At 70.3% G+C, this 24,324-nt stretch carries 22 protein-coding genes and 1 riboswitch; of the genes, 13 read left to right on the top strand and 9 right to left on the bottom strand.

Annotated elements, in window-relative coordinates; translation table 11 throughout:
• Window positions 1-242 precede the first annotated feature (242 nt).
• On the bottom strand, window positions 243-1,382 hold the full coding sequence (locus ACFYR3_RS22045; RefSeq protein ID WP_355844608.1) for a family 2 encapsulin nanocompartment cargo protein polyprenyl transferase: 1,140 nt from the start codon (window positions 1,380-1,382) through the stop codon (window positions 243-245).
• Between the two features lie 127 nt (window positions 1,383-1,509).
• Complete coding sequence (locus ACFYR3_RS22040) at window positions 1,510-2,916, bottom strand: family 2B encapsulin nanocompartment shell protein (protein WP_355844611.1); 1,407 nt, start codon at window positions 2,914-2,916, stop codon at window positions 1,510-1,512.
• A gap of 220 nt (window positions 2,917-3,136) precedes the next feature.
• On the opposite strand from ACFYR3_RS22040, the gene ACFYR3_RS22035 reads away from it, so the two are divergent.
• The 3 genes from ACFYR3_RS22035 to ACFYR3_RS22025 all read left to right on the top strand — a co-directional run bounded on the left by ACFYR3_RS22035 (window position 3,137) and on the right by ACFYR3_RS22025 (window position 5,768).
• Window positions 3,137-3,370, top strand: a complete 234-nt coding sequence (locus ACFYR3_RS22035; protein ID WP_355844614.1) for a hypothetical protein — start codon at window positions 3,137-3,139, stop codon at window positions 3,368-3,370.
• Between the two features lie 155 nt (window positions 3,371-3,525).
• The gene (locus ACFYR3_RS22030; protein WP_355844617.1) at window positions 3,526-4,116 is read left to right on the top strand and encodes an N-acetylmuramoyl-L-alanine amidase; all 591 of its coding nucleotides are present in this window, start codon (window positions 3,526-3,528) and stop codon (window positions 4,114-4,116) included.
• Window positions 4,117-4,877: 761 nt separating this feature from the next.
• Entirely contained in the window at window positions 4,878-5,768 is an 891-nt protein-coding gene (locus ACFYR3_RS22025; protein WP_355844742.1) for a pyridoxal-phosphate dependent enzyme, read from the top strand.
• Here ACFYR3_RS22025 and ACFYR3_RS22020 read toward each other — a convergent pair.
• Window positions 5,750-7,345 (bottom strand): Na+/H+ antiporter, encoded by a 1,596-nt coding sequence (locus ACFYR3_RS22020; RefSeq protein WP_355844620.1) that lies wholly within the window; start codon window positions 7,343-7,345, stop codon window positions 5,750-5,752. The genes ACFYR3_RS22025 and ACFYR3_RS22020 overlap by 19 nt on opposite strands.
• A gap of 62 nt (window positions 7,346-7,407) precedes the next feature.
• Here ACFYR3_RS22020 and ACFYR3_RS22015 point away from each other — a divergent pair, with 62 nt between their 5' ends.
• The 3 genes from ACFYR3_RS22015 to ACFYR3_RS22005 all read left to right on the top strand — a co-directional run bounded on the left by ACFYR3_RS22015 (window position 7,408) and on the right by ACFYR3_RS22005 (window position 9,498).
• Window positions 7,408-7,668 carry a UBP-type zinc finger domain-containing protein gene (locus ACFYR3_RS22015; RefSeq protein WP_261707967.1) on the top strand — a complete coding sequence of 87 codons (261 nt, stop codon included), beginning with the start codon at window positions 7,408-7,410 and terminating at the stop codon, window positions 7,666-7,668.
• 283 nt (window positions 7,669-7,951) lie between these two features.
• Window positions 7,952-8,365: an anti-sigma regulatory factor gene (locus ACFYR3_RS22010; protein WP_261707968.1), complete on the top strand. Its 414-nt coding sequence runs from the start codon at window positions 7,952-7,954 to the stop codon at window positions 8,363-8,365.
• Entirely contained in the window at window positions 8,362-9,498 is a 1,137-nt protein-coding gene (locus tag ACFYR3_RS22005) for an RNA polymerase sigma factor SigF (RefSeq protein ID WP_355844624.1), read from the top strand. The genes ACFYR3_RS22010 and ACFYR3_RS22005 overlap by 4 nt, the downstream gene beginning before the upstream one ends.
• A gap of 52 nt (window positions 9,499-9,550) precedes the next feature.
• Here ACFYR3_RS22005 and ACFYR3_RS22000 read toward each other — a convergent pair whose 3' ends face one another.
• A complete protein-coding gene (locus ACFYR3_RS22000) occupies window positions 9,551-10,003 on the bottom strand; it encodes a hypothetical protein (RefSeq protein WP_355844627.1) in 453 nt (150 codons plus the stop codon).
• A 170-nt stretch (window positions 10,004-10,173) separates the two neighbouring features.
• Here ACFYR3_RS22000 and ACFYR3_RS21995 point away from each other — a divergent pair, with 170 nt between their 5' ends.
• Both ACFYR3_RS21995 and ACFYR3_RS21990 read left to right on the top strand, forming a co-directional pair.
• Window positions 10,174-11,142 carry a diacylglycerol kinase family protein gene (locus tag ACFYR3_RS21995; RefSeq protein ID WP_355844630.1) on the top strand — a complete coding sequence of 323 codons (969 nt, stop codon included), beginning with the start codon at window positions 10,174-10,176 and terminating at the stop codon, window positions 11,140-11,142.
• Window positions 11,143-11,459: 317 nt separating this feature from the next.
• Window positions 11,460-11,717 (top strand): WhiB family transcriptional regulator, encoded by a 258-nt coding sequence (locus ACFYR3_RS21990; RefSeq protein ID WP_006380970.1) that lies wholly within the window; start codon window positions 11,460-11,462, stop codon window positions 11,715-11,717.
• Between the two features lie 253 nt (window positions 11,718-11,970).
• On the opposite strand, the gene ACFYR3_RS21985 is transcribed toward ACFYR3_RS21990, so the two are convergent.
• Window positions 11,971-13,446 carry a PAS domain-containing sensor histidine kinase gene (locus tag ACFYR3_RS21985; protein WP_355844633.1) on the bottom strand — a complete coding sequence of 492 codons (1,476 nt, stop codon included), beginning with the start codon at window positions 13,444-13,446 and terminating at the stop codon, window positions 11,971-11,973.
• Between the two features lie 600 nt (window positions 13,447-14,046).
• Here ACFYR3_RS21985 and nagB point away from each other — a divergent pair.
• Window positions 14,047-14,832 carry a glucosamine-6-phosphate deaminase gene (nagB, locus tag ACFYR3_RS21980; protein ID WP_389284425.1) on the top strand — a complete coding sequence of 262 codons (786 nt, stop codon included), beginning with the start codon at window positions 14,047-14,049 and terminating at the stop codon, window positions 14,830-14,832.
• A gap of 117 nt (window positions 14,833-14,949) precedes the next feature.
• Here nagB and ACFYR3_RS21975 read toward each other — a convergent pair whose 3' ends face one another.
• The 4 genes from ACFYR3_RS21975 to ACFYR3_RS21960 form a co-directional block, all read right to left on the bottom strand.
• Complete coding sequence (locus tag ACFYR3_RS21975) at window positions 14,950-16,734, bottom strand: glycoside hydrolase family 3 protein (RefSeq protein WP_389284423.1); 1,785 nt, start codon at window positions 16,732-16,734, stop codon at window positions 14,950-14,952.
• Between the two features lie 9 nt (window positions 16,735-16,743).
• On the bottom strand, window positions 16,744-17,619 hold the full coding sequence (locus ACFYR3_RS21970; protein WP_355844642.1) for a carbohydrate ABC transporter permease: 876 nt from the start codon (window positions 17,617-17,619) through the stop codon (window positions 16,744-16,746).
• On the bottom strand, window positions 17,616-18,602 hold the full coding sequence (locus ACFYR3_RS21965; protein WP_355844645.1) for a sugar ABC transporter permease: 987 nt from the start codon (window positions 18,600-18,602) through the stop codon (window positions 17,616-17,618). The genes ACFYR3_RS21970 and ACFYR3_RS21965 overlap by 4 nt, the downstream gene beginning before the upstream one ends.
• 146 nt (window positions 18,603-18,748) lie before the next feature.
• Window positions 18,749-20,032, bottom strand: coding sequence for an extracellular solute-binding protein (locus ACFYR3_RS21960; protein WP_355844648.1), 1,284 nt, complete (start codon window positions 20,030-20,032; stop codon window positions 18,749-18,751).
• 472 nt (window positions 20,033-20,504) lie between these two features.
• Here ACFYR3_RS21960 and ACFYR3_RS21955 point away from each other — a divergent pair, with 472 nt between their 5' ends.
• From ACFYR3_RS21955 to ACFYR3_RS21940, 4 genes are all read left to right on the top strand, one after another.
• Complete coding sequence (locus tag ACFYR3_RS21955; RefSeq protein WP_355844651.1) at window positions 20,505-21,269, top strand: GntR family transcriptional regulator; 765 nt, start codon at window positions 20,505-20,507, stop codon at window positions 21,267-21,269.
• Window positions 21,270-21,521: 252 nt separating this feature from the next.
• Complete coding sequence (locus tag ACFYR3_RS21950) at window positions 21,522-21,809, top strand: DUF3311 domain-containing protein (protein ID WP_355844654.1); 288 nt, start codon at window positions 21,522-21,524, stop codon at window positions 21,807-21,809.
• Window positions 21,806-23,416: a monocarboxylate uptake permease MctP gene (gene mctP, locus ACFYR3_RS21945; protein WP_355844657.1), complete on the top strand. Its 1,611-nt coding sequence runs from the start codon at window positions 21,806-21,808 to the stop codon at window positions 23,414-23,416. The genes ACFYR3_RS21950 and mctP overlap by 4 nt, the downstream gene beginning before the upstream one ends.
• Window positions 23,417-23,491: 75 nt before the next feature.
• Entirely contained in the window at window positions 23,492-24,010 is a 519-nt protein-coding gene (locus tag ACFYR3_RS21940; protein WP_355844660.1) for a GNAT family N-acetyltransferase, read from the top strand.
• Window positions 24,011-24,062: 52 nt separating this feature from the next.
• Window positions 24,063-24,212: riboswitch (cobalamin riboswitch) on the top strand.
• Window positions 24,213-24,324 lie beyond the last annotated feature (112 nt).

Genomic DNA, 24,324 nt, shown 5'->3' with positions numbered 1-24,324 from the left:
AGCCCCGCCCTTCGCCCCAACCAGCCTTTACCGTACGGCGGTTGAGCCTATTCGGTCGCGAGCCGACACACCGCCCCCGGGGTGTCCAAGGGGCTCCGCAAGGGCACGGGCAAGGGCAAGGGCGCGGGCCCCGCACACCGTGGGGATGCGCGGGACCCACCCTCCGGAGCCGGGCACCGTACGGATGTCAGGTGCCGTACGGTGCCCGGGTTCCGGTGTCGTCGACCGGCCGACGGGGCCGGTCAGTTGCTGCGCCGGGTGACGAACTCGGCCAGTGCGAGAAGACCGCCCGCCGCCTCGGGGTCGGGTACCGCGCGGGACAGTTCGTGCATCGCCCGGGACATCCGGTCGGCCGCCTGGGCCTGTGCCCAGTCGCGCCCGCCCGCCCGCTCGACCGCCAGCGCCGTACGCTCCAACTCCCCTTCCCGGTACGGCGCCGCGTACAACTCGGCCAGCTCCACGGCCGCCGGGGTGTCCGAGGTGAGCGCGGCCACCACGGGCAGCGACTTCTTGCGGGCGGCGAGGTCCGCCCCGGCCGGTTTGCCGGTGCGGCCCGGGTCCCCCCAGATCCCGATCACATCGTCGATCAGCTGGAAGGCGAGCCCCGCCTCCCGGCCGAAGGTGTCGAGCGCCTCGACGTCCTCGGTGGCCGCCCCCGCGTACAGCCCCCCGATGGCGCAGGCGCTGCCGAGCAGGGCGCCCGTCTTCGCCTCGGCCATGGCGAGGCACTCGTCGAGGGTGACCTCGTCCGGGCCGAGCTTCTCCATGGCCGTGTCCGTGTGCTGTCCGGCGCACAGTTCGACGACGCAGCCCGCGAGCCGCGCGGCGGCCGCCGAGGACGCCCGGTGCGGGTCCTCGGCGAGCAGCCGCATGGCCAGTGCCTGCAGGGCGTCCCCGGCGAGGATCGCGTCGGCGTCGCCGAACACGGTCCACGCGGTGGGGCGGTGTCTGCGGGTGGCGTCCCGGTCCATCACGTCGTCGTGCAGCAGGGTGAAGTTGTGGATCAACTCCACCGCGGCGGCCGCCCGTACGGCCGTCGCGTGCTGTCCGCCGAGCGCCTGGACCGCGGTCAGCACCAGCGCGGGCCGGATGGCCTTCCCGGCGTTCCCCGCCGCCGGGGTGCCGTCCGCCTGCTCCCAGCCGAAGTGGTACAGCGCGATCCGGCGCATCGAGCCCGGCAGCGAGTCGACGGCCCGGCGCAGCTCGGGGTCGACGGACGCCCTCGCCCGCTCCAGGATGACCGCGGCCTCCTGCGCGTCGGGCGGATTCGGCGCGCCCCGTCGTTGCACGGGCCTCCCGCCGGGACTTCGCCGGTCGGGAGTCCCGGCCGGGCGCCGCCTGTCGGGAATTCCGGCCGGACCCTGCTGTGTCTCCGTCGTCATGCGGTCACCCGCGCGATCGCGGGGGAGAGCCGGCTGACATCGGCGCCTGAACGGCCGCCGGGCGCGCACCCCCGTCGTGGCCCCGCCCCGAGGGGCGGGACCACGACGGGCTCCGCTTCGCGGATCGTCACCGCCAGCGGCCGATCTCGACGTTCTCCAGGATGCCGAGGGCGTCCGGCACGAGCACCGCGGCCGAGTAGTACGCCGTCACCAGGTAGGAGATGATCGCCTGTTCGTTGATGCCCATGAAGCGCACCGACAGGCTCGGCTCGATCTCGTCCGGGATGCCCGCCTGCTGGAGCCCGACCACCCCTTGCTCGGCCTCGCCGGTGCGCATGGCGATGATCGAGGTCGTACGGGCGTCGCTGACCGGGATCTTGTTGCACGGGAAGATCGGCACCCCGCGCCAGGTCGGGATGCGGTTGCCGGCCATCTCGATGCTCTCGGGGACGAGTCCGCGTTTGTTCAGCTCGCGGCCGAACGCGGAGATCGCGCGCGGGTGGGCGAGGAACAGCTTGGTGCCGCGCCGGCGGCTGAGCAGCTCGTCCATGTCGTCCGGGCTCGGTACGCCGTCGTGCGGCTGGAGCCGCTGGTCGTACTCGCAGTTGTTGAGCATGCCGAACTCGCGGTTGTTGATGAGCTCGTGCTCCTGGCGCTCCTTCAACGCCTCCACGGTGAGCCGCAACTGCTGCTCGGTCTGGTTCATCGGCTGGTTGTAGAGGTCGGCCACGCGCGTGTGCAGGCGCAGGACCGTCTGGGCGATGCTCAGTTCGTACTCGCGTGGGGTCGCCTCGTAGTCCACGAAGGTGCCCGGGATGTCCTGTTCCCCGGTGTGGCCGGCCGCGAGGTCGATCTCCTTCTCGCCGTACTTGTTGGTGCGCTGCGACGGAATCGCGCGCAGCTCCTGGAGATGGGCGCTCAGGGACTCGGCGCGCTCCGCCACCTGTTCGAGGTCCTGGCGGGGCAGCGCGAGCACGGTGACCGCCGTCACCGCGCGCGCCGTGTACTCCCAGATGGCCTCCGGGTCGATGAGCGCCTGCTCCCCGAAGTACGCGCCGTCGGCGAGGACACCGAGCACCGCGTCGTCCCCGTAGGGACCGGTGCCGATCTTCTCGACCTTGCCGTGCGCCAGCAGGAACACCTCTTCGGCCCGGCTGCCGAACGAGGCCAGCACCTCCCCCGGGGCGAACTCCCGCTGCTGGCACCGCTGGGCGAGCTCGTCCAGCACCTCCTGGTCCTCGTACGACCGCAGCACGGACAGTTCCCCGAGCTCGGCGGGGATGACCTGGACACGGTCCCCCGTCTTGACGAACGTCACGCGGCCGTCGCCCACGGAGTAGCTGAGCCGCCGGTTCACGCGGTACGTGCCACCCTGCACGTTCACCCACGGAAGCATGCGCAGCAGCCACCGCGAGCTGATCTCCTGCATCTGTGGCGCGGACTTGGTGGTGGTGGCCAGGTTCCGCGCGGCGGATGTGCCGAGACTCTGCTGCGGACGGCCCTGCTCCGCGCGGACCTCTTCGCCTACCGACATGAAAATTGCCCTCCCGGTCGTGCACTGATCTTCGGGAGCAAGCCTTCCATCACGGAGCGTGCTGGTGCTATTACACGAATGAGGGGGAATGGATCACTCCGGACCTGGGCAGAGGGGGTGATTCGCGGGGCCGCCCCGCCCGCCGGCCAGGGGAACTCCAAGATCCGGCCGTCCGTTCGCTCCCCCGACGGACAACGACGGACAACGACGGGAGACAGCAGTGGCAGGCTTCATGGACCGCGCGAAAGAGCAGGCGCAGCGCGGACTCACGCAGGGCAAGCAGAAGCTGGACGACGTGCAGGCGCAGCGCGCGGGCGGTGACCTCCTGAAGCGACTCGGCTCCGCCTACTACGCGGAGCGGCGGGGCAGCGGCTCCCCCGAGGCGACCCGGCAGGCCCTTCAGGCACTGGAGACCCACATCGCCGCCCACGGAGACGCCTTCCTCCGATCCTGACCGGTCTCGACCGATTACGACCGCTTACTCCGCGTCTGTCCGGATCGGCTCGCACGCTGTGCGAACGAGTGGGTCCGGCAGTCCGGCCGGCTATAGAAGCTGCGGTACGAGACGGCCACGACAGGTGACCGACGTACAGCGCGAAGGAGTCGGCCATGGCATCGCCCATGTCCGCGGGCAGTTTCCTGGACCGGATCAGGGAGGAAGGCGTCCATGTCGTCGAGGTCGGCGACTGGGAGCATCACAACCGCAATCACAAGGGCCCCTGGGGCCCGGTGCACGGGGTGATGATCCACCACACGGTGACCTCGGGCACCGAGCTCACGGTCGGACTCTGCCGCGAGGGCCGCGAAGACCTGCCCGGACCGCTGTGCCACGGTGTCATCACCAAGGACGGCGTCCTCCACATGGTCGGCTACGGCCGGGCCAACCACGCGGGCCTCGGCGACGACGACGTACTGCGCGCGGTGATCGCCGAGAAGGCGCTGCCGCACGACAACGAGGCGAACACCGACGGCAACCGCCACTTCTACGGCTTCGAGTGCGAGAACCTCGGCGACGGCAAGGACCCGTGGCCCGAGGCGCAGCTGAACGCCATCGCCAGGGTTTCCGCCGCGATCTGCCGTTTCCACGGCTGGACGGAGCGCTCGGTCATCGGCCACCTGGAGTGGCAGCCGGGAAAGGTGGACCCGCGAGGATTCACGATGAGCTTCCTGCGGGGGCGCGTGCGCGAGCTGCTGAAGTGAGCTGAGGCGGCGAGGCCGGCGGGGACGGCCGGCCTCGCGGCCCCCCGCGTCCGGCCGTCCCCGGACAGGTGTCCGACAATGAAGGGGTGACCAGCCCCGCCACCCCGGACCGTGCCGCCACACCCACTCCCGGCACACCGGGCACCCCCGGAGCCCCCGGCCCGGCCACCCCGGTCGCCCCCGCCGACCTGGCCACCCCGGGCGCTCCCGCCGACCTGGCCACCCCGCACAGCCCGGCCGATCCCGCCACCCCGGCCACCCCCGACAGTCCTGCCGGTCCCGCCGGTCCTGCCGGTCTCGCCGGCCCTGCCGACCTGACCACCCCGGCCCATCCCGCCGATCCGACCGCCCCGACCGCCCCGGCCACCCCCGACAGCCCGGCCGCTCCCGCCGACCCGGACACCCCGCACAGCCCGGCCGGTCCCGTCGGTCCCGCCGATCCGGCCACCCCGGACCACCTGGCCGGTCCCGCCGACCCGGACAGCCCGGCCCATCCCGCCAACCCGGCCACGCCGGCCAACCAGAACAGCACAGCCGATCCCGCCACCCCGGCCGACCTGGCCACCCCGCACAGCCCGGCCGGTCCGGCCGGTCCGGCCGACCCGGACACTCCGGCCGACCCTGGCACTCCGGAAAGTCCCGCCGGTCCCGTCGACCCGCTGACCCCGGTCGGCCCCACTGCCCCGGTCGGGCGGAGGGGCCCGGTCAGGTCGGGGGGCCCGCGCGCCTTCCTCGGACTCCGGCCCTGCGTCCCGTCGCCCCTGCGGGAGGTCGTGGACGGGCGGTTCGAGCGGTACGGGGTGCGGCTGGTGCTGAAGCGGGACGATCTGATCCACCCGGAGCTCATCGGCAACAAGTGGCGCAAGCTGACGCCGAACCTCGAAGCGGCGGCGGGCCGCACCCTGGTCACCTTCGGCGGGGCGTACTCGAACCATCTGCGCGCCACCGCCGCCGCCGGCCGCCTCATGGGCCTGCCCACCCTCGGAGTGGTCCGGGGCCAGGAACTGGCCGGCCGCCCCCTCAACCCCTCACTGGCCCGCTGCGCGGCGGACGGCATGCGTCTTCACTTCGTCGACAGATCGACGTACCGCCACAAGACGGAGCCGCGAACGCTGGCCGGGATCCTGCGCGCGACGGGCACCGAGGACGCGTACGTGGTGCCCGAGGGCGGCAGCAACGCCCTCGCCGTACGCGGCTGCCGGGCGCTCGGCGAGGAACTCCGCGGCCACGGCGGCATCGACGTGGCCGCCCTCGCCTGCGGCACCGGCGGCACCCTCGCCGGGATGGCCGCGGGCCTCGCCCCCGGTCAGCGCGCCCTGGGCGTCCCGGTCCTGCGGGGCGGCTTCCTCGGCGCCGAGACGGCGGCCCTCCAGACGGCCGCGTTCGGCGCCCGGCGCGGCACCTGGTCCCTCGACGACCGCTTCCACTTCGGCGGCTACGCCCGCACCACTCCCGAACTCGACGCCTTCGCCGAGGACTTCGAGCAGCGCCACGGGCTGCCCGTCGAACGTCTCTATGTCGCCAAGATGCTCTACGGACTTGTCGCCCTCGCCGGGGAAGGCGTGTTCCCGCGCGGCACGACGGTGGCGGCGGTGATCACCGGAGCGCCGTTCCCCGCCGCGGAGACCGGGCCTCAGGCCGCCTCCCGGTAGGCCGCCGCCTCCTCCAGGTCCAGCCGGCGCAGCAGCGTGCGCAGCATCTCGTCGTCGATGTAGCGGTGGTCGCGCAGCTTGACGAACACATCGCGCTCGGTGCCGATCATCTCGCGGGAGAGGCGGCGGTAGGTGTCGTCCGCGGTCTCGCCGGTGACCGGGTTGACCGCGCCGAGCCGCTCCCAGACGGCGTTGCGGCGCCGCTCCATCACCGTGCGCAGACGCTCGGCGAGCGGCGGGGGCAGGGCGTTGCGCTCGTCGGCGAGGAGTTCGTCGAGGCGCTCCTCGGCGGCGCGGGAGGCCTGTGCCTGGGCGTTGGCCTCGGCGAGCGTCTCGGCCTGTGTGTCGCGTCCCGGCAGTTTCAGCAGCCGGATCAGCGGGGGCAGGGTCAGTCCCTGCACTACCAGGGTGCCGATGACGGTGGTGAAGGTCAGGAAGAGGATCAGGTTGCGGTCGGGGAAGGCGCCGCCGCCGTGCACGGTGAGCGGGATGGAGAAGGCGACGGCGAGCGAGACGACTCCGCGCATGCCGGCCCAGCCGATGATGAACGGCCCCTTCCAGGTGGGGTTGTCCTCGCGTTCGCGGATGCGCGACGACAGGATGCGGGGCAGGAAGGTGGCGGGGTACACCCACACGAAGCGGGTCGCGACGACGACGAGGAAGAGAACGAGGGCGTACCAGGCGGCGCTCGTGCCCTCGTCGGCACCGAGGCCCTTCAGGACGACGGGCAGTTGGAGTCCGATCAGCGCGAACACCGCGGACTCCAGGACGAACGCGACCATCTTCCACACCGCCTCCTCCTGGAGCCGGGTCGCGAAGTCCACCTCCCAGGAACGGTGTCCGAGGTAGAGCGCGACGACGACCACCGCGAGCACCCCGGAGGCGTTCAACTGCTCGGCGATGCCGTAGGCGACGAAGGGGATCAGCAGAGAGAGGGTGTTCTGCAGGAGCGCTTCGTTCATGTGGGTGCGCAGCCAGTGGATGGGGATCATCAGGACGAGCCCGACGACCACCCCGCCGCCCGCCGCGAGCAGGAACTCGCGGATGCCGCCCGCCCAGGTCGCGCCCTCGCCGACCGCCGCGGCGAGCGCCACCTTGTAGGCGGTGATCGCGGTCGCGTCGTTCACCAGGGACTCGCCCTGCAGGATCGTGGTGATCCGTGAGGGCAGTCCCACCCGGCGCGCCACGGCCGTCGCGGCCACCGCGTCCGGCGGCGCGACCACGGCGCCGAGCACCAGCGCCGCGGGCAGCGGCAGGCCCGGTACGAGCAGATAGGCGGCCCAGCCGACCACGAGGGTCGCGAAGAGGACGTACCCGACCGACAGCAGCGCGACCGGCCTCAGATGGGCCCTCAGGTCGAGGTAGGAGCTGTCGGTGGCCGCCGTGTACAGCAGCGGGGGCAGCACCAGCGGGAGCACGATGTCGGGGTCGAGTTCGTACGCGGGCACCCCGGGGACGTACGAGATCAGCAGGGCCACGGCGACGATCAGCAGAGGCGCCGGGACCGGGGTGCGGCGGGCGGCCCCGGCGACCGCCGCACTCCCCGCGACCAGCAACAGCAGTGGCAGCACATCCATCGTCTTTTGCCCGCCCTCTTTTTTCGCGCGGCATCCCGCACGCCCGACGTAACCTGGCCATCATGAAACAGTGCACGCACGCCGAAGCGCTGCCGCAGCCCGAACCCGAGCCCGGGAGCGAGACCTGCCTGGAGTGTGTGGCCGCCGGCACCCACCCGGTGCAGCTTCGGCTGTGTCTGGAGTGCGGGCATCTCGCCTGTTGTGACTCCTCACCGCTGCGGCACGCGACGGAGCACCACAAGGACACCGGACATCCGATCATGCGCACGTTCGAGCAGGGGGAGAACTGGCGTTGGTGTTTCGTGGACCACGTACTCGTCTGAGCCGTCGATCACGTACGCGCGTGACTCACGATCCGGACGGTTCGACCGTCGGACGCCTGGGTACGTCAACCCGGCGCGCGCTCTTCCTATTTGGGGCCGCAGACCTCTAGCCACTGTCCGTACTCATGGGCTTACTATGAGTGACAGCAAGGGACGGGGTCCCCAGGACAGGAAAGTCGGGAGCGCGGTAGCGTCACCGCTGAAAGACGTAGCGCGTTACCCCGGGGGGCGACCCTCGGCCCCGAAAGAGCTCGAATGAGCTTGTACCACCATGGAGGTGAGGGTGTCCCAGATCGCAGGCGAGCCCGCGACGAAGGACTTCGTGGAAGTCCGGCTGCCGGCCGCGGGTGCCTACCTGTCGGTACTGCGCACGGCCACGGCCGGGCTGGCAGCCCGTTTGGACTTCACCCTCGACGAGATCGAGGATCTGCGCATCGCGGTGGACGAGGCCTGCGCGATCCTGCTGCAGCAGGCCGTCCCCGGTTCGGTGCTCAGCTGTGTGTTCCGGCTGATCGACGACTCACTGGAGGTCACGGTCTCGGCTCCGACCACCGACGGTCACGCTCCGTCACGTGACACCTTCGCGTGGACCGTCCTGTCGGCGCTCGCGGGCAAGGTCGAGTCCACCGTCGCCGAGGACAAGACCGTGACGATCAGCCTCTACAAACAGCGCGGCGCGGGACCCGGGCCGGCGTGAGGAACGGGGACGGGCCGGTGCGGGACGAAGAGCGCGGCACACGGGAGCCTCCCGCGGAGCGCGCCGACGGCCCGGACGGGCCGCGGCACACGGCGGACGGCGTCGACGGCATCCCCGAACAGGCCCGGCCGCATCCGGAGATCGGCGTCTCCTCGGCAGCAGCGGCACAGCCGGGAGTCTTCCCCCGACGGGGAGGTCCCCCCGGTTCGAGCGCGGCCGAGGACACGGGGGAAGAGCCGCGAGCTCGGGGAATGGTGACGGGCGGGACTATGAGCGAGCACGAGCGAAACGCGGAGCAGAAGGTGCAGGGCGCGCAGCACGGGCCGAGCGCCCAGCACATCCAGCACGGGCCCAGCGCCCAGCACATCCGGCACGACCCGCAGGACCGCAGCGGGGCGCGGGCGATGTTCATCGAGCTGCGCAAGCTGCAGGACGGCAGCACCGAGTACGCGGAGCTGCGCAACCAGCTGGTCCGCATGCACCTGCCGCTCGTCGAGCACCTCGCGCGCCGCTTCCGCAACCGCGGTGAGCCGCTGGACGACCTCACCCAGGTCGCGACGATCGGGCTGATCAAGTCGGTCGACCGCTTCGACCCGGAGCGCGGCGTCGAATTCTCGACGTACGCGACCCCGACGGTGGTCGGCGAGATCAAGCGGCACTTCCGCGACAAGGGCTGGGCGGTGCGCGTCCCGCGCCGCCTCCAGGAACTGCGGCTGGCGCTGACCACGGCGACCGCCGAGCTCTCCCAGCTGCACGGCCGCTCCCCGACGGTCCACGAGCTGGCCGAGAAGCTGGCCATCTCGGAGGAGGAGGTCCTGGAGGGCCTGGAGTCCGCCAACGCGTACTCCACGCTGTCCCTGGACGTCCCCGACACGGACGACGAGTCCCCGGCGGTCGCCGACACCCTGGGCGCCGAGGACGAGGCACTGGAGGGCGTCGAGTACCGGGAGTCGCTCAAGCCGCTGCTCGAGGACCTGCCGCCGCGGGAGAAGCGGATCCTGCTGCTTCGCTTCTTCGGCAACATGACGCAGTCGCAGATCGCGCAGGAGGTCGGCATCTCGCAGATGCACGTCTCGCGGCTGCTGGCCCGCACCCTCGCCCAGCTGCGGGAGAAGCTCCTCGTCGAGGAGTGAGTCGAAGCGTGAGCGCAAGAAGCACGCTCGAAGCTCGAGGAGTGAGCCCCGCCTACTTCTCGTCCTGTACGCCGCCGCCGGGCCCTCGGATTCCGAGGGCCCGTGTCGTTGCCGGGTTCACCAGCAGCACCAGGGCCGCCACCGCGACGACCGCGAGGGCGATGCCGGCCGGGATCGCGACACTGTCGGCCTGGAGCAGGGTGTAGGCGACGGGCAGCGCCAGAATCTGGGTGATGAGGGCCGGGCCCCGGCTCCAGCTGCGGCGCAGCAGCAGTCCGCGCGCGGCCAGGAGCGGCAGCAGCGCCAGCACGATCAGCGTGACACCGCCGGTGACGCCCTGCTGCCGGCTGCCGGAGTCGCCCGTGAGGCCGAGCACGAGGATGCACACACCGCCCGCCACCAGGGCGGCCCCCTCCAGCGCGGCCAGCGCCGCCGCGGCGGTCAACCGCCCGGGACGGGGTTCGGAGAGGGGGGCGTCGGGGGTGGGATTCTGCTCACGGCTCACCCCCGAAGAGTAGCCGTCGGCCCCGGACCACCGAGCGCCCCGGGGCCGGACACCACTGCGTTTCGGGGCCCGCACCGGTCCGTCGCCGCACCCCCGGCGCACCCCGGGACTCTTACTGGATCCCTACCTCGGTCTGGGACGAGTACCACCCAGTAGGTACGCTGCATCGCATGCGTGCACTTCTCGTGGTCAATCCGGCAGCAACCACCACAAGTGCGCGCACGCGTGATGTCTTGATCCACGCATTGGCCAGTGAGATGAAGCTCGAAGTGGTCACCACCGAGTACCGCGGGCACGCCCGGGACCTCGGCCGGCAGGCCGCCGACAGCGACGACATAGACATGGTCGTGGCCCTCGGCGGGGACGGCACGGTCAACGAGGTCGTGAACGGTCTGCTGCACCGGGGCCCCGACCCGGAACGCCTTCCCCGCCTCGCCGTGGTCCCCGGCGGCTCCACCAATGTCTTCGCCCGCGCCCTCGGCCTGCCGAACGACGCGGTGGAGGCGACCGGCGCCCTGCTGGACGCGCTGCGCGAGGAGCGCGAGCGCACGGTCGGCCTCGGCCTCGCCGCGGGGACTCCCGGCACCGAGGACGAGTCCGTACCCTCCCGCTGGTTCACCTTCTGCGCCGGCCTCGGCTTCGACGCGGGGGTGGTGGGCCGGGTCGAGCAGCAGCGCGAGCTCGGCCGGCGCTCCACTCATGCGCTGTATCTCCGCCAAGTGGCACGCCAGTTTTGGGACGAACCTCACCGCCGGCACGGAATGATCACACTGGAGCGCCCCGGCGCGGCCCCGGTCACCGATCTGGTCCTGTCCATCATCTGCAACACCTCGCCGTGGACGTTTCTCGGCAATCGTCCGGTGTACGCGACGCCTAAGGCCTCGTTCGATACCGGACTCGACGTACTCGCCCTCAGCCGCATGTCGACGGCCTCGGCTGCCCGGTATGCCACCCAGTTGCTCACTTCGTCCCCCGAGCGTGGACCCCAGGGCAAGCATGCCGTCACTCTGCATGACCTGACGGACTTCACCTTGCATTCGAAGGTTCCACTCCCCCTTCAGATGGACGGCGACCATCTGGGACTGCGTACAAGCGTGACGTTCACAGGCGTACGCCGTGCACTGCGTGTGATTGTGTGAGTGGAAGGGGCCAAACTCCTTTCACTCGAACGTTTAGACCAGGGTCCACCCCATGGAAGTACGGCTGTGACTCAGCCGACACCGAGGAATCAAAAAAAACTTTCCTGAAGGGGTTGTATCCGCCGCTGAGGTTTGCGAGTCTCTACGTGGCGCTCGGGACGGCCCGCACAATCGGCCCCCAGAGCACCGGAACCCCTCCTCAAATCACAGGACCACACCAGTCCGTCTGGCTGTCGGCCCTTCACTTGTTGAGGGATTCGTGAAAGCGTTCACATTCACAAGCAACGTGCATGTAATACCAAGGAGAGGTAGCAGCCATGGACTGGCGTCACAACGCCGTTTGCCGCGAGGAAGACCCCGAGCTCTTCTTCCCCATCGGCAACACCGGTCCTGCGCTGCTGCAGATCGAGGAAGCCAAGGCCGTCTGTCGCCGCTGCCCCGTCATGGAGCAGTGTCTGCAGTGGGCGCTCGAGTCCGGCCAGGACTCCGGCGTCTGGGGTGGCCTCAGCGAGGACGAGCGCCGCGCAATGAAGCGCCGTGCCGCCCGCAACCGAGCTCGTCAGGCCACCGCCTGACGTTCCACCCCGAACGAGCCTGAGCTTGGCGGCGCGTACAGCGAGTACGCAACTCCCGCCCCCGAGCCGCAGCGCGCAGTACCCCGATGCGCTTGATGCAACGAGCTTTCAGCCCCGGACCACCTGGTGGTCCGGGGCTCATTGCTGTTCGAGCCCAGGACCGGTCACAGTGAGTGACGATCCCCCGTGAGCGCCGACTCGCCCTGGCCATAGGCCACTTGTGCGAGCCGTACGCCCATCGTGAGCGGGCCGACTACTTGGGCACGATCACCGGAATGTCCAGCAGGACCTGGGTGCCGCGCTCCGGAGCGGCCACCATGTCGAATGTGCCGCCCAACTCGCCCTCCACCAGCGTCCGTACGATCTGCAGGCCGAGGTTGCCCGAGCGGTGCGGGTCGAAGCCCTCGGGCAGTCCGACCCCGTCGTCCGTCACGGTGACCAGCAGTCGGGCGTCCTTGGAGGTGCCGCCGCGCACCGCGGAGACCTCTACGGTGCCCCGGTCGCCCTCGCGGAAGCCGTGCTCCAGCGCGTTCTGCAGGATCTCGGTGAGAACCATCGAGAGCGGGGTCGCGACCTCGGCGTCCAGGATGCCGAAACGCCCGGTGCGCCGGCCGGTGACCTTGCCCGGTGAGATCTCGGCGACCATGGCGAGCACCCGGTCGGCGATCTCGTCGAACTCGACCCGCTCGTCCAGGTTCTGGGAGAGCGTCTCGTGCACGATCGCGATGGACCCGACCCGGCGCACGGCCTCCTCCAGGGCTTCCCGCCCGCGGTCGGACTCGATACGGCGGGCCTGCAGCCGCAGCAGGGCCGCCACCGTCTGGAGGTTGTTCTTCACCCGGTGATGGATCTCCCGGATGGTGGCGTCCTTGGTGATCAATTCGCGCTCGCGGCGGCGCAGTTCGGTGACATCGCGGAGCAGGACCAGGGAACCGACCCGGGTGCCCTTGGGCTTGAGCGGGATCGCCCGCAGCTGGATCACGCCCTCGGCGCTCTCGATCTCGAACTCGCGAGGCGCCCAGCCGCTGGCGACCTTGGACAGCGCCTCGTCCACCGGGCCCCGGGACGGGGCGAGTTCGGCGGTCGTGGTGCCGAGGTTGCAGCCCACCAGGTCGGCGGCCAGGCCCAGGCGGTGGTACGCGGAGAGCGCGTTCGGTGAGGCGTACTGGACGACGCCGTCCGCGTCGAGGCGGATCAGTCCGTCGCCGACCCTCGGCGAGGCGTCCATGTCGACCTGCTGGTCGAGGAACGGGAAGGTGCCCGCCGCGATCATCTGCGCGAGGTCGGAGGCGCTCTGCAGATACGTCAGTTCGAGACGGCTCGGGGTGCGCACGGTGAGCAGGTTGGTGTTGCGGGCGATGACTCCGAGGACCCGGCCCTCCCGTCGTACGGGAATGGACTCGACCCGGACGGGCACCTCCTCGCGCCATTCGGGATCGCCCTCGCGCACGATCCGGCCCTCGTCGAGCGCCGCGTCCAGCAGAGGGCGGCGGCCGCGCGGGACCAGATGGCCGACCATGTCGTCCTGGTACGAGGTGGGCCCTGTGTTCGGGCGCATCTGGGCGACCGAGACATAGCGGGTGCCGTCGCGCGTGGGAACCCACAGGACGAGGTCGGCGAAGGAGAGGTCGGAGAGCAACTGCCACTCCGAGACCAGCAGATGCAGCCACTCGAGATCGGAGTCACCGAGAGCGGTGTGCTGGCGTACGAGGTCGTTCATGGAGGGCACGAGTGCGAGCGTACCCGGCGGATCCGACAGGTCCCGAAATCGGCCACCCGCGCGGGGCCTCACGGGAACCTTACGGCCCCGGAAACACCCGCGGGCCGCGGCGCCTGGGAGGGACCCTCGACCCTCCCGGCACCGCAGCCCGGAGCAACAACGGCCGTGGGGTGTGCGGTCCCGGTCGGCCGAAGAGAGGAGCCGGAGCAGTCAGGGCAGAGAGCGCCGGTTCCTCGGTCCGTCTTCCTGTGCGGGGAAGACGGAGGCTCGTTCAGTTTCTCAAAGCAATTGTGGACTAGACCATGGTCCTGCGTCCATGTGTCCGCAGCCCCTATGCCTGCCGATGGCGTTTGTTGTCCGCTTATCCAACACCAGGAGCGCCCATCAGACTATCCCGCTTCGGTTCGTGAACGGGCGGAGTTGCCGGATGAGCGGAGCCCGGTGGGGCCGTCCGGGCGGGTCCGAGCGGGTCCGGCGGTTCACCCCGTGACGCACCCCGTTCCGGGGCGACGGAACGGTGACGCTCTGCTAGATTGGTCTATACCACATGTGTCCCCCTTCGGATTCGGTTGAGTTCCTGAGTCCCCTCTCCAGATCGGCAGGCCCAGCGTGGAAGTTGTCATCGTCCCGGACGCCAAGGCGGGCGGCGAGCTGATCGCCGAGGCCATGGCGGAACTGCTCAGGCGCAAGCCCGACGCACTGCTCGGCGTGGCCACCGGCTCGACGCCGCTGCCCATCTATGAGGCGCTGGCGGCCCGAGTGGGTTCCGGCGCCGTGGACGCCTCGGGTGCGCGCGTCGCACAGCTCGACGAGTACGTGGGGCTGCCGGCCGAGCACCCCGAGTCGTACCGTTCCGTGCTGCGGCGCGAGGTGCTGGAACCGCTGAGCCTCGGCATGGACGCGTTCATGGGTCCCGACGGCACCGCGACGGACGTCCAGGCCGCGTGCGAGGCGTACGACAAGGCGCTGACGGCGGTCGGCGGGGTCGACCTCCAGCTGCTGGGGATCGGGACGGACGGGCACATCGGGTTCAACGAACCGTGCTCCTCGCTCGCCTCGCGGACCCGGATCAAGACACTGACCGAGCAGACCCGGGTGGACAACGCGCGGTTCTTCGACGGCGACATCGGGCAGGTGCCGCACCACGTCATCACGCAGGGCATCGGCACGATCCTGGAGGCGCGGCACCTGGTGCTGCTCGCGACCGGCGAGGGCAAGGCGGACGCCGTGGCGGCGACGGTCGAGGGGCCGGTCGCGGCGGTCTGCCCGGCGTCGGCGCTGCAGCTGCACCCGCACGCGACCGTGGTCGTCGACGAAGCCGCCGCGTCCAAGCTGAAGCTGGCGGACTACTTCCGGCAGACGTTCGCCGCCAAGCCGGACTGGCAGGGCATCTAGCGGCAACCGGGGCCCGCGCGGCGAACGCGCGGACCCAGCCCAGCGGCGGACACGCAGGTGCCGGGCCTCCCGAGGGAGCGCCCGGCACCTGTGCGTGGTGGCCCGGGGGCCGGTCCGCTACTGCCCCGCGATGACCTCCGCCGCCGCCTGGCCGCACACCCGCGCCGCCCCGTGGGTGGCGATGTGCAGGGCGCCCCGGGGCGCCGCCTGGGGAACGCCCATCTCGACCACGACGGTGTCGGGGCGGGAGGCGAGCAGGGTGTCGAGGGCCGCAGCCATCCAGGGGTGACGGTGTTCGTCGCGGACGACCGCCACGAGGGGTCGCGCTCCCGCGGCGGCGAGGGCCGAGGAGCCCGCGTCCTCGCCGGTGAAGGTGCCGGTCTCCGTGCCGGGAAGCAGCCGGGCCAGCTCCGCGGCCACGCCCCAGGGGGTCTCGTCACCGACGGCGATGTTCGCGACCGGGGTGAGCGCGGCGACGTAGGGGGCCTCTGTGAGCGGGCTGTACGACGCGGAGCGGGTCACGGTCAGCGCGCGCCGGGCGGCGACGAGGCCTACGTCGGAGGTTCCGCCCGAGCCGCCGGAGCCGCCCGCACCGCCCGATCCGTTCGAACTGTTCGAACTGTTCGGGCTGTTCGAGCCGCTTGAACCGTCCGAGCTGTCCGAGCCGTCCGAGCTGTCCGTACCGCCCGTACCGTTCACACCGTCCGCACCAGCTGTACTGCCCGCACCGCCCGTACCCTTCACCGCACCCGTACCGCTCGTACCGTCTGTACCGCCCGAGCCGTTCGAAGCGTTCGAGCTGTTCAAGCCATTCGTGCGGGAGGTGACCGCCGAGGCGGAGGTGACCGGCGGAGCCTTCGGGATCGCGGAGGCCGCGGCCGTCCACTCGGCCAGCGCCCGCACCCGGTTCGCCGCGTCCGCGAGGCGTTCCTCGGGGAGTTCGCCGGCGCGGACGGCGGAGACCAGGGCGTCGCGGAGGCGGCGCACGGTGTCGTCGTCCGCCAGTCCGCCGCCGACACAGATGGCGTCCGCGCCGGCCGCGATGGCCAGCACGCTGCCCCGCTCGATGCCGTACGTCGCCGCGATGGCCTGCATCTCCATGCCGTCGGTGACGATCAGGCCGTCGTAGCCGAGTTCTTCGCGCAGCAGACCGGTGAGGATGCGACGGGAGAGGGTGGCCGGGCGGTCCGGGTCCAGGGCAGGGACGAGGATGTGCGCGCTCATCACGGCCCGGCTGCCCGCGGCGATCGCGGCCCGGAAGGGGACGAGTTCGCGGGACTGGAGGACCGACAGGTTCGCGTCGATACGGGGCAGGGCGTGGTGGGAGTCCACCGCGGTGTCCCCGTGGCCCGGGAAGTGCTTGGTGCAGGCGGCGACGCCGGCGGCCTGGAGGCCGGTGACGTAGGCGGCCGTGTGGCGGGCGACCAGGTCGGTGTCGGCGCCGAAGGACCGTACGCCGATGACCGGGTTGGCCGGGTTGGAGTTCACGTCGGCGGACGGCGCCCAGTTGAGGTTCACTCCGCAGGCGGCCAGCCGGCGGCCGAGTTCGAGGGCGACGGCCTCGGTGAGCGCCACGTCGTCGACGGCGCCGAGCGCGTGGTTGCCCGGGAAGGACGACCCGGTGCGCACCTCCAGACGGGTGACGTCGCCGCCCTCCTCGTCGATGGCAACCAGGACGTCGTCACGTTCGACGCGCAACTGGGCTGTCAGGGCGGCCAGTTGATCGGGCGAGGCGATGTTGCGGCCGAACAGGCCGACGGAGGCGAGGCCTTCACCGAGGCGGCGCAGCAGCCAGTCCGGAGCCGTGGTCCCGGTGAAGCCGGGCTGGAGCACGGTGAGGGCGTCGCGCGTCAGGCCATCCTTTGAATTGGACGCAGTGGTACCACTGGCGAATGTCGTCATCGGGAGGCGTTATCCCTTCACGGCGCCCGCGGTCAGACCCGCGGCCATCTTGCGCTGGACGAGGAGGAACAGAACGACGATCGGCACGGCCATCATGGTGGATCCGGCCATCATCGGGGCGTACTCGGTGCCGTGCTTGGTGGTGAAGTTGCCGAGCCAGACGGTGGCGGTCTGGTTCTGCTGGCTCAGCAGCATGAGGGCGTAGAGGTATTCGTTCCAGGCCTGGATGAAGGCGTAGACGGACGTCGCGACCATGCCGGGGGCCAGCAGCGGGAAGACCACGCGGATGAAGGCGCCCGTGCGGCTGCACCCGTCGACCATCGCCGCCTCCTCCAGCTCCTTCGGGATGTTGACGATGAAACCGCGCAGCGTCCACACCGTGAAGGGGAGGATGAAGGTCAGATACGTGAGGATCAGACCGGAGAGCTTGTCGTACTGGTGCAGGTCGTTCAGCAGCAGGAAGACCGGGATGATCATGGCGACCAGCGGGACCATCTGCACCGCGAGGATGCCGACGATCACTGCCTTGCGACCGCGGAAGGCGAAGCGGGAGATGGCCAGCGCGGCCAGCATCCCCACCACGATGCCGATCACGACCACCGAGAGCGACACGATCAGGCTGCGGCCGACCGGGCCCCAGAAGTCGGCGATGTCCAGCGCGCGGCGGAAGTTGTCGAGCGTGAACCCCGTGGGGAACAGGCTCGGATCGCTGTCGATGGCGTCCTTGGCCGGTTTGATCGCCGTGTTGAGCATCCAGTAGACGGGGAAGCCCGCGGTGACGAAGACGAGCAGGCCGAGGACGTTCCAGCCGAGCTTGGACTTGCGGGGCCCGGAGGACTTCCGCCCCGCGGCGGACCTACGCCCGGACGTGGCGACGGCACTCATTCGACCTCTCCGATCTGCAGCATCTGACGCATGTACACGGCGACCACGCCCAGGAGCAGCAGCACGGTCAGCACGGCGATCGCCGATCCTTGCGCGTAGTCGTTGACGACGAAGGCGCGGTCGTACGAGTACGTGGTGAGCAGCTGGAACTCCGCCTCCGGGTGGCCGCCCCGCATGACGAAGACCTGCGGGAAGACGCCCATGTCCCAGATGACGGAGAGGGTCGTGAGCATCACGATGATCGGCTTGAGGATCGGCAGCGTGACATGGCGGAAGACGCCCCAGGCGCCCGCGCCGTCGAGCCGTGCCGCCTCCTCCAGCTCGGCGGGCACCTGGGTGAGTCCCGCGCTGAGGGTGATGACGACGAACGGCACCGCGCCCCACACGACCAGGAGCATGATCACGCTCAGGCCCTGCGCTCCGCTCGCGAACCAGTTGTGGCCGATCATGTCGACGCCGGGGAGCTTGCTGAGCAGCGCGTTGAAGACGCCGTAGTCGGAGTCGAAGAGCCACTTGAAGACCGTGGTGGCCACGATGATGGGCATGCCCCAACTGGCCACCAGCACGATGTTGATGAGGGTCTTCACCCAGCCGGAGACCCGCTGGAGGAGCAGCGCGATCAGCATGCCGAGGACCATCGTGAAGACGACGGCCCCGCCGGCGAACAGGACGGTCCGGACGACCACCGCCCAGAACTCGCTGTCCGAGAGCACGTTGGCGAAGTTGTCGAAGCCGACCGACTCGGCCGGCTGGAAACCCCACAGCTGGGACTGCCCGAACTTCTGGAAGGAGAGCGTGACCAGGCGCACCAGCGGATAGCCGAGGACCAGCGCGAGGATCAGCAGGCACGGGGCGAGCAGGGCCCAGGGCGTCGCCGCCGCACCCGAGGTCCGCTTGGTGCGTGGCGCCTCGGCGACGGCCGGTGGCGGTGCCTGCCGCGGTGGCGGCACCTTGGCGGGGGTGGTCGTGTCTGCGGCACTCATCGCGCGCTCCTCAGCGGTCCCTCAGGTCGTACGAAAGCGAAGGGCCCGCACGGCCGGGCGCCACGGGGCGAGCCCCGGGCCGGGCCGTACGGGAGGCAGGGCCCCGCCCCTCCGTGAAGGAGGACCGGCGGGGCCCTGCTCTCAGGTCACTTGGTGTTGATGACCTTGTCGATCGCGGCGTCCGCTTCCTTCGCGGCGTCCGCGACCGACTTCTTGCCGGTGCCGATGTTCTGCAGCATGGTCTGCAGGACCTGGGCCTTCTCGACCTGGCCCCAGCCCGGCGCCATCGGGACGAACCAGCTGGACTCGGCCGCGGTGGCCGGGACGACCGTCGCCGGGTCGTTCTTCAGGGTGGCGAGGTCGGTCTTGTTGTTGGGCAGGTTGCCCTTGGCCATCAGGCCCTTCTGGCCGGTGGCGCCGGTGAACGCGTTGATCCACTCGGCGGCGACGGCCTGCGCCTTCGACTTCACCGGGACGGCGAGGTCGGAGCCGCCCAGGAAGACGGGGAGGTTCTTGCCGGACGGGCCGGGCATCACGAAGTTCTCGAGGTTGCCCTTGAGCTTGCCGGTCTTGTCGCTCTTCGGGTCCTCGGCGGTCGCGCCCTCCCAGGCGGCACCGAAGATCATGCCGGACTTGCCCTGGCCGTAGACGATGTAACGGTCGGACTCGTCCTTGGTCTTGTCGCCGTGCATGTACTTGTCGACGACGTTCTTGAACTCGGTGAGGCCCTTGACCGACTCGGGCGAGGAGAGGTTGGCCTTCCACTGGCCGCCCTCCTCCTTCGCGATGGAGCCGCCCGCGTCGTAGACGAAGGACATGGCCGCGTACCAGTCGCGGGTGGGCTGGTACCAGGCGCTGAACTTGCCGCCCTCCTTCTTCTGGATCTTGTCCAGGTCGGAGGTGAGCTCCTGGTACGTCTTCGGCGGGGTCTTCACGCCGGCCGAGGCGGCGACGTCCTTGCGCCAGTTGCCGACGCGGCCTCCGGCGTAGTACGGCACGCCGTAGGTCTTGCCGTCGTAGGTGACGGAGGTCTTGAGGCCGTCCAGCCAGCCGTCCGAGTTCTCGAACTTCGAGGCGTCGAGGGGAGCGAAGGCGCCCTTGACCATGTAGCCGAGCATCTCGCTGTTGCCCATCTCGACCACGTCCGGCACCTTGTCGGTGGCGAGGACCGCGTCGAGCTTGGTGTTCTTGTCCGGCCAGCCGTAGTACTCGTGCTTGATCTTGATGCCGGGGTGCTTCGCCTTGATCGCCGTGTCGGCCGCCGTGACCAGCTCGGGCCAGTTGTTCTGCGCGTCGACCGTGAGCCAGACCGTCAGCTCCTTGGCGTCCGCGCCCTTGTCCGACCCCCCGGACTTGTTGTCGTTCCCGCACGCCGCGACGGAGAAGATCATGCCCGCGATACCGATCGCGGCTATCAGCTTGCGCTTCACGCCACCCTCCTCAGGGATGCCACAAACCCCCCTGCTCCCCGCGGTGACATACGCCGTGTACCGCCCGTGGGGCCGGGACTGGACCAATGGTGTAGACCAGTACCGGGAGCTTGGCCTAGACCTAGAGGGGTGTCAAGGGTGTGTAAGCCCGTCCAGTCGTCCGTTATGGGACCTACATATGCAAGGACCTTTAAGTAGGTAAGTGGCATAAATAGCGGGCCCGTTCACCGCCTGCGGAGAGAACCATCCCTGGCCTGCGGGTGAACCATCCACGGGCCGTCCGCGCGGCCGTCCCCGCCGCCGCCGGTACCACCGTCTGCGCGTGATGGACTAGACCAACGGGTACGCCGACGGTATATAGAGGGGATCACGGAGCGTGCGGGGAACACTCGCACGGAAAGCCGTGCCACGATGTGAGCCGTGGCCGTCGATATGTCGGTCGCTTCGGCATCCGGAGCCGGGAAGGCAGAGCATGAGCACCGACGTCAGCAGTGCGGAGAACGAGGGTGGGGCGCCCATCCGTACCGCGCGCGTGCCCAAGTACTACCGCCTCAAGAAGCACCTGCTCGACATGACGGAGACACTGCCGCCCGGTACGCCGGTACCGCCCGAGCGGACCCTCGCCGCCGAGTTCGACACCTCGCGCACCACGGTGCGGCAGGCCCTTCAGGAACTGGTCGTCGAGGGGCGTCTCGAACGCATCCAGGGCAAGGGCACCTTCGTCGCCAAGCCGAAGGTCTCCCAGGCGCTCCAACTGACCTCGTACACCGAGGACATGCGGGCCCAGGGCCTCGAACCGACCTCGCAGCTGCTGGACATCGGCTACATCACGGCGGACGAGAGCCTCGCCGGCCTTCTCGACATCTCGGCCGGCGGCCGGGTGCTGCGCATCGAGCGGCTTCGCCTCGCGAGCGGCGAGCCGATGGCCATCGAGACGACCCATCTCTCCGCCAAGCGCTTCCCCGCCCTGCGCAGGTCGCTCGTCAAGTACACCTCTCTCTACACCGCGCTCGCCGAGGTGTACGACGTCCACCTCGCCGAGGCCGAGGAGACCATCGAGACCTCGCTGGCGACCCCGCGCGAGGCCGGACTGCTCGGCACCGACGTGGGCCTGCCCATGCTGATGCTCTCCCGCCACTCGATCGACCGGCAGGGCGAGCCGGTGGAATGGGTGCGGTCGGTGTACCGGGGCGACCGGTACAAGTTCGTCGCCCGCCTCAAGCGCCCGCAGGACTGAGCCGTATGGCGTAACGCGCGGGTACGGGACACACGGTCCCGTGGCCGCGCGTCGCGCCGCACGGCGGGGCGGGCCCGGACGGACCGTCAGGCGCCGTACCGGCCCGAGGGGTTCCCCGCCTGCTGAGGGCGCCGGGCGCACCGACACGAACCCTCCACACCCGCCGTCCGAGCAGGGGTTCCGCAAAGCGGAACCATCCCCTAGATTGCCTGCGCGTTACCCAGGTGATCGATGAGGGGACGGAGTCGCCCTATGTCAGACCTGCCCGAAGTGAAACCACCGGTGGTGACACCGGTACGTGTGGTGATCGCCCTCTGTCTGATCGCGCCCTTCGTGGCGATGCTGTGGGTCGGCTCCTACACGAAGACCGACCCGGCGTTCATCGGCATCCCGTTCTTCTACTGGTACCAGATCATGTGGGTACCCCTCTCCACGGCGCTGACCGTGACCGCGTACGTGCTGTGGCGGCGTGACGAGCGGGCCCGCACTGCCGCTTCCGCCTCCCCCTCCGCCGCCGCGAAGGGAGGTACCGGAGCATGAACGACGGTGTGAACGGCGTCGCCCTCGGCGTCTTCGTCTTCTTCTTCCTGGCCGTCACGGTCATGGGCTTCCTGGCCGCGCGCTGGCGCAGAGCCGCCGACGAGCACAGCCTCGACGAATGGGGCCTGGGCGGGCGGTCCTTCGGCACCTGGGTGACCTGGTTCCTGCTCGGCGGCGACCTCTACACGGCGTACACCTTCGTCGCCGTACCCGCGGCGATCTACGCGGCGGGCGCTGCCGGCTTCTTCGCCGTGCCGTACACGATCCTGGTCTACCCGCTGATCTTCACGTTCCTGCCCCGCCTGTGGTCGGTCTCCCACAAGCACGGCTATGTGACGACCTCTGACTTCGTGCGCGGCCGATTCGGCTCCAAGAGCCTGTCCCTCGCCGTGGCCGTCACCGGCATCCTGGCCACCATGCCGTACATCGCGCTCCAACTGGTCGGCATCCAGGCCGTGCTCGACGTGATGGGCGTGGGCGGCGGCGACAGCACCAACTGGTTCGTCAAGGACCTGCCGCTCCTCATCGCCTTCGGCGTGCTGGCCGCGTACACCTACTCCTCGGGTCTGCGGGCCCCCGCCCTGATCGCGTTCGTGAAGGACACGCTGATCTACATCGTGATCGCGGTGGCCATCATCTACATCCCGATCAAGCTGGGCGGCTTCGACGAGATCTTCAAGGCGGCGAGCGCCAAGTACACGGCCGCGGGGGCCGGCGGACTCGTCCCCGCCGAGGCGGGCCAGTGGACGTACGCCACCCTCGCGCTCGGCTCGGCGCTGGCCCTGTTCATGTATCCGCACTCGGTCACCGCGACGCTGTCCGGCCGCAGCCGGCAGGTGATCCGCCGCAACACCACGATCCTGCCGCTGTACTCGCTGATGCTGGGCCTGCTCGCCCTGCTCGGGTTCATGGCGATCGCGGCCGGCGTGAAGGTCACCAACGGCCAGCTCGCCATCCCCCAGCTCTTCGAGAACATGTTCCCCGACTGGTTCGCGGGCGTGGCCTTCGCCGCCATCGGCATCGGCGCGCTCGTCCCGGCGGCCATCATGTCGATCGCGGCCGCGAATCTCTTCACCCGCAACATCTACAAGGACTTCATCAACCCGGCCGCGACCCCGCGGCAGGAGACCAGGGTCTCCAAGCTGGTCTCGCTGCTCGTGAAGGTGGGCGCGCTGGTCTTCGTCCTGACCATGGACAAGACCGTCGCGATCAACTTCCAGCTGCTGGGCGGCATCTGGATCCTGCAGACCTTCCCGTCGCTGGTCGGCGGGCTGTTCACCCGCTGGTTCCACCGCTGGGCGCTGCTGGGCGGCTGGGCGGTCGGCATGCTCTACGGCACGATCGCCGCCTACGGAGTGGCCTCGCCGACCCAGAAGCACTTCGGCGGCAGCTCGAAGGAGATCCCCGGCATCGGGGAGATCGGCTACATCGGCCTGACGGCGTTCGTCCTGAACGTGGCCGTGGCCGTCGTCCTCACCTTCGCCCTCAGGGCGTTCAAGGCCCCGGACGGCATCGACCAGACCTCGCCCGAGGACTACACGGCCGACGCGGGAGACCCTGGGGTCGAGACGGAGCTCCCGCCGGCCACGGCGGACGCGAGCCACTAGCGACAGCTCTCCACGACGGGCCGCCGGACGAAACCCGGCGGCCCGTCGCCGTGCCGGTCGGGCACACTCGCCCGCATGGACATCGTCATCAGGCGGGCGCGGCCCGAGGAGTACCCCACCGTCGGTGAGATCGCGGCGCGGGCCTATCTCGGAGACGGGCTGCTCGACTTCGGGGAGAGCGACGCGTACCTGGAGAAACTGCGGGACGTCGCGGGGCGCGCGGCCGTCGCCGATGTACTGGTCGCCGTCGAGGGGGACCGGGTGCTCGGCAGTGTGACCTTCGTGGCGGACGGCAGCCCCATGGCGGACTTCGCCCGCGCCGGGGAGGCCGAGCTCCGGATGCTCGCGGTCGCGCGCGAGGCACGGGGCCGGGGCGCGGGGGAAGCCCTCGTGCGCGCCTGCGTCGAGCGGGCACGGGCCGTGGAGGGCTGTATCCGCGTCGTGCTGTCCACCCAGGGCTCCATGCACAGCGCCCACCGCGTGTACGAGCGCCTGGGCTTCACCCGCACCCCCGACCGCGACTGGAACCCGCTTCCGGAGCTCGACGACATCCGGCTGCTCACCTACGAGTTGACGATCCAGCACGCTCCGTAGCGCTCGCGGACACCGACCCGACACAACATGTGGGGGCACTCCCGGAGCCCGGCACAAGATGTATGCTCATGGTCGCTGTCGCCGCAGGGGAATCCGGTGCGAATCCGGAACTGTCCCGCAACGGTGTACCTGTGCGTGTTCGCCTATCCGCGTGCCCGCACTCGCGTCAGTCCGAGGACCTGTCGACAGCGCGCCCCGGCCGTCCGGCCCGGGTGCCGACGACGTCCGGGCCTCGCGGAAATGGGCCGGTGGACGCGGTGCGCTGCTGCCCAGAAGCGCTCCCGTGTGCCCCGTTCCTCCCCGCCGGGCCCCGT

The organism is Streptomyces sp. NPDC005784, assembly GCF_042871525.1.
In the GTDB taxonomy this organism is placed as follows: domain Bacteria; phylum Actinomycetota; class Actinomycetes; order Streptomycetales; family Streptomycetaceae; genus Streptomyces.
Note: the sequence above shows the minus strand (reverse complement) of the source record. Positions and strands in the feature narration are given on the sequence as shown.